Origin of the sequence: Curtobacterium sp. B18, assembly GCF_000333375.1 — a bacterium.
Lineage (GTDB): Bacteria > Actinomycetota > Actinomycetes > Actinomycetales > Microbacteriaceae > Curtobacterium.
This window is the reverse complement of the sequence record NZ_BACZ01000075.1, coordinates 1-5452: the sequence shown is the minus strand read 5'-3', so window position 1 is coordinate 5452 and position 5452 is coordinate 1. Positions and strand designations below refer to the sequence as shown.

At 71.1% G+C, this 5452-nt stretch carries 5 protein-coding genes and 4 tRNA genes; 4 read left to right on the top strand and 5 right to left on the bottom strand.

Annotation, left to right across the window (positions count from 1 at the left end):
• From I5E_RS02110 to I5E_RS02095, 4 genes are all read right to left on the bottom strand, one after another.
• Positions 1 to 875 (bottom strand): ATP-binding protein (locus I5E_RS02110; RefSeq protein WP_031261104.1); only part of this gene is annotated, 875 nt, incomplete at its 3' end.
• Positions 872 to 1666, bottom strand: coding sequence for a DUF4194 domain-containing protein (locus tag I5E_RS02105; RefSeq protein WP_022905539.1), 795 nt, complete (start codon positions 1664 to 1666; stop codon positions 872 to 874). The genes I5E_RS02105 and I5E_RS02110, both read right to left, overlap by 4 nt.
• Positions 1663 to 3225, bottom strand: coding sequence for a DUF3375 domain-containing protein (locus tag I5E_RS02100; protein WP_022905538.1), 1563 nt, complete (start codon positions 3223 to 3225; stop codon positions 1663 to 1665). Before I5E_RS02100 ends, I5E_RS02105 begins: the two co-directional genes overlap by 4 nt.
• A gap of 123 nt (positions 3226 to 3348) precedes the next feature.
• Positions 3349 to 3421: transfer RNA gene (locus tag I5E_RS02095), tRNA-Val, on the bottom strand.
• A 204-nt stretch (positions 3422 to 3625) separates the two neighbouring features.
• Here I5E_RS02095 and I5E_RS02090 point away from each other — a divergent pair.
• From I5E_RS02090 to I5E_RS02080, 3 genes are all read left to right on the top strand, one after another.
• Positions 3626 to 3697, top strand: a tRNA-Gly gene (locus I5E_RS02090).
• Between the two features lie 82 nt (positions 3698 to 3779).
• Positions 3780 to 3853 (top strand) — tRNA-Cys (locus tag I5E_RS02085).
• A gap of 15 nt (positions 3854 to 3868) precedes the next feature.
• Positions 3869 to 3940: transfer RNA gene (locus tag I5E_RS02080), tRNA-Val, on the top strand.
• A gap of 171 nt (positions 3941 to 4111) precedes the next feature.
• On the opposite strand, the gene I5E_RS02075 is transcribed toward I5E_RS02080, so the two are convergent.
• Positions 4112 to 4894 (bottom strand): MBL fold metallo-hydrolase, encoded by a 783-nt coding sequence (locus I5E_RS02075; RefSeq protein ID WP_022905537.1) that lies wholly within the window; start codon positions 4892 to 4894, stop codon positions 4112 to 4114.
• A 127-nt stretch (positions 4895 to 5021) separates the two neighbouring features.
• Here I5E_RS02075 and I5E_RS02070 point away from each other — a divergent pair.
• The coding region (locus I5E_RS02070; protein WP_031261106.1) for an AraC family ligand binding domain-containing protein at positions 5022 to 5452 on the top strand (431 nt) is incomplete at its 3' end.

Below are 5452 nucleotides of genomic sequence, written 5' to 3'. Positions count from 1 at the left end.
TGCAGCTCCGTGATGGGGGAGAGGATGCGGACCTTGCGCTCCTCGGTGTCCATCGCCTCGTACGCCTCGTCGAGGGCGGAGAAGTGGGCGAGGGCACGGTCGGCCGCCTCGTACGTGCCCGGGGTCTCGAGCACGAGCGACTTGTAGAGCGCGTCGACGGTCGGCAGGTGCTGGCCGGCCTGGATCCGTGCGAGCAGGCGCATCGCCCGGTTGCCACCGCCGGAGTCGCCGATCCCGAGCCGGGTCTGCAGCGTGTACGCGAGCTCCTGGTAGGTGTCGCGGATGACGAGCCCCGGCACGCGTCCGGTCAGCTCGAGGTGGTGGAACCGCGTCGGGACGAACTCCTCGAGCCGACGCAGGTCGAACGTGTCGTCGACCGTCGCCATGGTCATCTGGATGTCGCCGACCCCGCGCGCACGCTTCGGCACGATGTACGTGCGCAGCACCGTGAAGCGCCGCTCGTCGTCGTTTCGGAAGGTCACCGCGACGGCACCCCAGGTGGTCTGGTCGTCACCGCGCAGGTTGACGTCGCGCAGGCTCCCGGACTCGGGGTCGCGACGGGTGTCCACCTTGCCCCGCAGGTACGTGAGCAGGTTGCGCTGGTCGGCGCTCCGCGCGCGCCCGGTGGTCGCGTCGTTCGACGCGCCGTTGAACGGCACGTCCGACGGCATCATGACGGCGAGGTACGCGTCCATCAGCGTCGACTTGCCGGTGCCGGACGCGCCCGAGATGAGCGTGGCGGTGCCGGAGAGCTCGACCTGGCGGTGGCCGTGGAACCCGCCCCAATTCACGACCTGCATGGACTCGGCGCGCCACTGCGCGACCGTGTCGAACAGGGCGGGGATGCCGAAGGAGTCGGTCGCGGTGTCGGTCATGCGTCCGTCTCGCCTTCGTCGTCGGTGTCGGTCTCGTCTGCCGGGAGGGACGGGTCGTCCCCGTCGGTCGGCTCGCCGTCCGGGGTGGTCGCGTCGGCGTGCGCGGTGGTGGTCCGGAGCGCCGTGTTCGCCAACCACGTGTCCAGGTCGCGCAGCCGCTCCAGCGGGAGCAGCACCTCGACCACGCTGGCGATCCGGAACCGGTCCGGGTCGCTGGTCTTGAGCAGGATCCGGGCGGTCACGAGGCGTTCGACGGCCTTCGCCACGCGGCCCTCGTCACGGGTGCGGTCGGTCGCCGTCGCGGGACGGAACCCGGCGACGTGGCCGAGGATCTCGGAGCGGTCGACGACGACCTGGTCCGGACCGGGACGGGTGTCGGCGCGCAGCCGCATCCGCAGGTAGACGAGGACGATCGTCTCCTCGCGCGTGTACGGGACGTCGCGGAGCAGCGTCGGGAACCCGCGGCGCTGGCTCTCGGAGCGGGCTTGGCGCTTCCACGCCACCTCGCGGTCGCGGTCCACGTGCAGTTCGAGGAACAGGTCGTTGAGCCGCGACCGGAGCTGGTGCTCCGCGTCGAGCACCGCGCGCCACTCGTCGGTGTGGGTGCGTGCACTCACGTAGGGGCTGCGGAGCAGCGCCACGAGGGCGCGGCGCTGCCGGTCGTCGAGACGGCCCTCGTCGCCCTCGAAGAGGGCGAAGCTCGTCTCGTCGCGTTCGTCGTCCTGCTGGACGGCTGCGGGGTCGTCGTAGGGGACCGTCTCGTCGACGGGTGCCGGTGTCGTGTCGCTCACCGCGCCTCCTGTGCGTGTTCGTCGTTCGTCGTGTCCGGGACCGGGCCGCGCCGCTCGTCGGTGAGCGCTGCCGTCGGCATGTGGAAGGTGACCGGGCTGCCGTCCGGGCGGACCGTCCGGTGCTCGGCGAGGTGCGCTGCGGACTCGAAGTCGTCGTGGCCCGTGAGCAGGTGGGCGAGGCCGAAGAGCTCGACCGGGCGCCGCTGTTCCGGCGGCAGCCCGTGGAAGGCGTCCACGCTGGAGTCGGCCGAGGCCGAGCGGAGCGCCGCGCGCAGTTCGGTGAGCAAGGGGCCACCGTGTCGCCGGATCGTCTCGACGTCGAGCTCCTCGAAGACGTCGTCGTCCGGCTCCTCGATCGCGGGCGGGACCGACTCGGCGTCCGGGTCGTAGAACCGTTCGCGCAGGGTACCGACCTCGGCCGTCGCCGGCAGCAGGCCGAGCGGCAGGCGGTCCCGTGCCGATCCCTGGTCCATCCACGTCGCCAGGCCGCGCTCGACCGAGCGGAGGACGGCGTCGAGCTCGCGGTCGCGGGCGACGTCGTGCGCCACGATCTGGTCGCGCAGCGTGGCCGTGAGCTGCCGGCGCTGGGCGAGGACGTCCTCGATGCCCTGACGGAGGATGACCACCGTGTTCCGGAACGCCCGACGCTCCGCCGCCCCGAGGCCGTCCGCGAACGGGTGGGCGAGGATCGTCTGGATGTCGTCGCGGAGCCGGAGCAGCAGCGCGTCGTCGCGGAGCAGCTCGAAGGCACCCTCGAACGCGCGGCCCTCGGGCGTTGCCTCCATGAGGTTGTCCGTCCGCGCGAGGTAGTCGTCGAGGATCTCGCCGATCGGCCGGACCTCTTGCCGGAAGTCCTCGACGATCGACCGGTGCATCGCCGCCACCGCCTCCTCGACGCGCTTGAAGTCGCTCGGGAGCTGCCGGATCAGGTCGGAGATGTTCGTGTAGCCGTCGCGCATCCGGGCGTCGTCCACGGTGTCCACCTCGCCGTGCTCGAGCCGGTCGCGCTCGGCCTGCAGTTCGGCGATCTGCGCGTCGATCCGGCGGACCTGGATCGCGGGGTCCGGCTCGGCGCGTGCCGCCCAACGGTGCACGGCGTCGACGATCATCGCGAGCCGGCTCTCGCTGATGAGTGCGCGGTCGGACGAGAGGGCGTCGACGAGGGACAGGGCCTCGAGCGCGTGGCTCGTCAGGGAGTACTGCTCGTCGCCGTCGGGGGAGTTCGACCGGACGAGCCACTGCGCGGCCACCCACTCACGGCAGAGCGCGCGGCCGTTCGGTCGGGCGTCCGGTTCGCCCTGCTCGGACACCATGCCCGCATCCGGTGCTGCCGAGCGGGCCTCGTTCGCGGGCGTGCGCGCGCCGGCGGTCTGCAGGCGCGCGACGTGCTCCTCGACCTGCAGGTGCATGCGCTCCGCGGGGACGTACTGCACGTCGCGGTCGAACACGGTCCGGAACACCGCGAGCACGACGGCGCTCGTCGGGCGGGACATCAGCCGCAGGGTCGGACGGTCGAGGACCGCCCGGACCCGGGCGAACTCGAGGTCGACGTCGGTCATGCGCCCCTTCGTCCTTGCTCTGCTGCGTGGTCTGCGGTGTCGTCCCCGCCGCGTGGTCCGCGGGTCGTCGGCGGGGGAGATGCGAAGAGCCCGACGCTGCTGCGTCGGGCTCTTGCGGGTGGGTGGGCGATACCAGACTCGAACTGATGACCTCTTCGGTGTGAACGAAGCGCGCTACCAACTGCGCCAATCGCCCCTGCACTGTGCGTGCCAGTCGATAGTAGCGGATGCCGGGGCGTGCACCGAACACGGCGCGCGTCCCGGGTGTGGCGTCGGGGCTCGACCCGGCCCGATCCGCATGAACACGGGGGACACGCCCGGTGAACGAGGAGGATTTTGGTGGATGCCCTCGGGTTCGTATAGAGTTTACGTCGTCGCCGCGACAGCGGGTCGGACAAATGCGGATGTGGCGCAGTGGTAGCGCATCACCTTGCCAAGGTGAGGGTCGCGAGTTCGAATCTCGTCATCCGCTCGAGTGTGGTCTTCTCCGGAAGACCACGACTCACCAGAGGGTATCCCACCGTTCGGGTACTCACGGAGACGTGAACCTCGATGGTGGGGTGGCCGAGAGGCTAGGCAGCGGCCTGCAAAGCCGTCCACGCGGGTTCGAATCCCGTCCCCACCTCCAGTTCCACACTCCTCTGGGCGATTGGCGCAGCGGTAGCGCGCTTCCCTGACACGGAAGAGGTCACTGGTTCGATCCCAGTATCGCCCACAGCAGAGAGCCCCCGGGAAACCGGGGGCTTTCGTCGTCCCCGGGCTCGGACCGCGAGGATCCGGGCGCCGCGCGCACGACCGGCGCCGCTGCAGTGGGGTGACCACCGAGCGGACGGGAGGCGCAGTGCGGGCCCGCACCGCGCCTCCCGTCCGGTGGTCATCCCGTGGGTCAGCCTGCTGCCCCGGGGAACAGGGACCGGTTGGCGATGTCGATGACGAACTGTCCGCCGTACTCCGGGTAGCGCTTCGTGATGGCCGCCTTGTAGGCCGCGCCGTCGTCCCCGAGCAGCTCCGCGGCGTCGGCGAGGTAGCGCTCCAGTTCGCCGAAGACCGCCGGGGTGGTGGGCAGCCCGTGACCGGCGAGGACCGTGTCGTACCCCTCCGCCTGCGCGAGGAGCGACACGGCTCGCTGCCACCCGTCGATGTCCCGCTCGCCGAAGTACAGGTGCACGTCGTGGTAGACGAGGTCCTGGGCGATCAGGACGCCGTGGTCGGGCAGCGCGATCAGGAGCTGGTCGTGCGCCTCGCCGCCGACGACGTGCTCGAAGGTCAGGAGGACACCGTCGACGACCTCCTCGCCGACCCGCACGGACCCGTCCGGCGTGACGTCGGCCACCGGGACCAGGCCGCCGGTCGGCAGGTGGACGTCGCCTCGGGCGAGGATCGCGTCGCGGACCTCGGGCAGCGACACGAGCGGGGCACCCCACCGGGCCGCCGCCGCGTAGTGGTCCGGGTGTCCGTGGGTGATGACCAGTCGGTCGATCGGCTTCCCGAGGGACCGGGCGTACTCGGCGGCCTCGTCGGCGAACGGACCGAGGAACTGCCCGTCCACGACGATCAGCCGCTCCGGGGTCTCGATGATCTGCGACGTGACGTTGACGCTCTTCTCGGGCGCCATGTAGCTGTGGATGCGGACTTCGCCCTTGTCCAGGACGGTGACGGTTCCGTTCATGATTCCTTCTCTCCGGCCGCTTGCTGCTCGCGGCCACGGATCGATACTCTCCTCACGGAGTTCCGGCATCGAGGGCACTGCTGGACTCGTTCGGATCAATCCGGGACAGGTGGTCGGTGTGGGGCAGATGCAGCAGCTGGCGTTCGGGACGACCGTCGTGCCGGGCATCGAGGTCGTCGGGATCCGCGACCTGCGGCGTCGCATGCGCTTCGGCGCCGACGGACGGCAGCACCGGGTCGACTTCCACGTCCTCACGGTCGTCGCCGAGGGCGCCGGCCGGCGAGAGGTCGACTTCGAGGACTTCCCGCTCGATCGTGACCGGGTGCTGTGGGTGCGACCTGGGCAGGTGCAGCGGTTCGAGGACGGCGACCTCGACGGACTCCACCTGCTTGTCGCCGACGAGTTCCTGGCGAGCCTGCCGGCCGCCGACCGGATCGGCGTGCGCCAGCCGGTGTCCGTCGCGGACCCGGAAGCCGCCGCCGCGATCCGTGCGGTCGCCGGGGAGCTCGCGCGCGAGCACGACCGCGAGGTCCCGTCCCCGATGGTGCTGCAGCTGCT

Bases quoted from the DNA above. Each gene is read 5' to 3' on its own strand.
- I5E_RS02100 (WP_022905538.1), bottom strand. From the start codon at position 3,225: ATGACCGACGTCGACCTCGAGTTCGCCCGGGTCCGGGCGGTCCTCGAC.
- I5E_RS02075 (WP_022905537.1), bottom strand. From the start codon at position 4,894: ATGAACGGAACCGTCACCGTCCTGGACAAGGGCGAAGTCCGCATCCAC.